Annotated in this window: 1 pseudogene; it reads left to right on the forward strand. The window is 34.9% G+C overall.

What is annotated here, in order from left to right:
- Positions 1 to 435: pseudogene (locus tag CBI42_RS11370) on the forward strand (hypothetical protein); the annotation flags it as partial.

Below are 435 nucleotides of genomic sequence, written 5' to 3' on the forward strand. Positions count from 1 at the left end.
AAAGTTATTGTTCTAGTGTTACACGATTCTATTGATCTTAAGCTATATGAAGACATGTTAAGAGTTCAATCAGAAAAATCTATTAAGCCCTTTAGAGCAACATATCATGAGAATTACCAAATTATCCAAGGTCGAGTGGCTTATCTAAAAGGAGATTTTCAAGCTGCCAAGGAAAATATGTCCAAATATGATTTGAAAAAAAATTGGAAGAGATTCAGAACCCCTGCGCTTTTAATATCAAGCTTTGAACTATTAACAGTTTCCATTCATCTTCAAGATGCGCAAGATATTGCTTTCTTTGAGGAACAATTGTCCAAGGCACCAGATTTTAAAGGAGGCAAAGCTACACTTGTTGCTCAAGCCCAAGCCATAAAAGATATTGTGTTCAATAAAGAAGTGAACGACTACTTCGACATTACTGAACCAGAAAGTAAG

The organism is Streptococcus sp. KR, assembly GCF_002238115.1.
In the GTDB taxonomy this organism is placed as follows: Bacteria; Bacillota; Bacilli; order Lactobacillales; family Streptococcaceae; genus Streptococcus.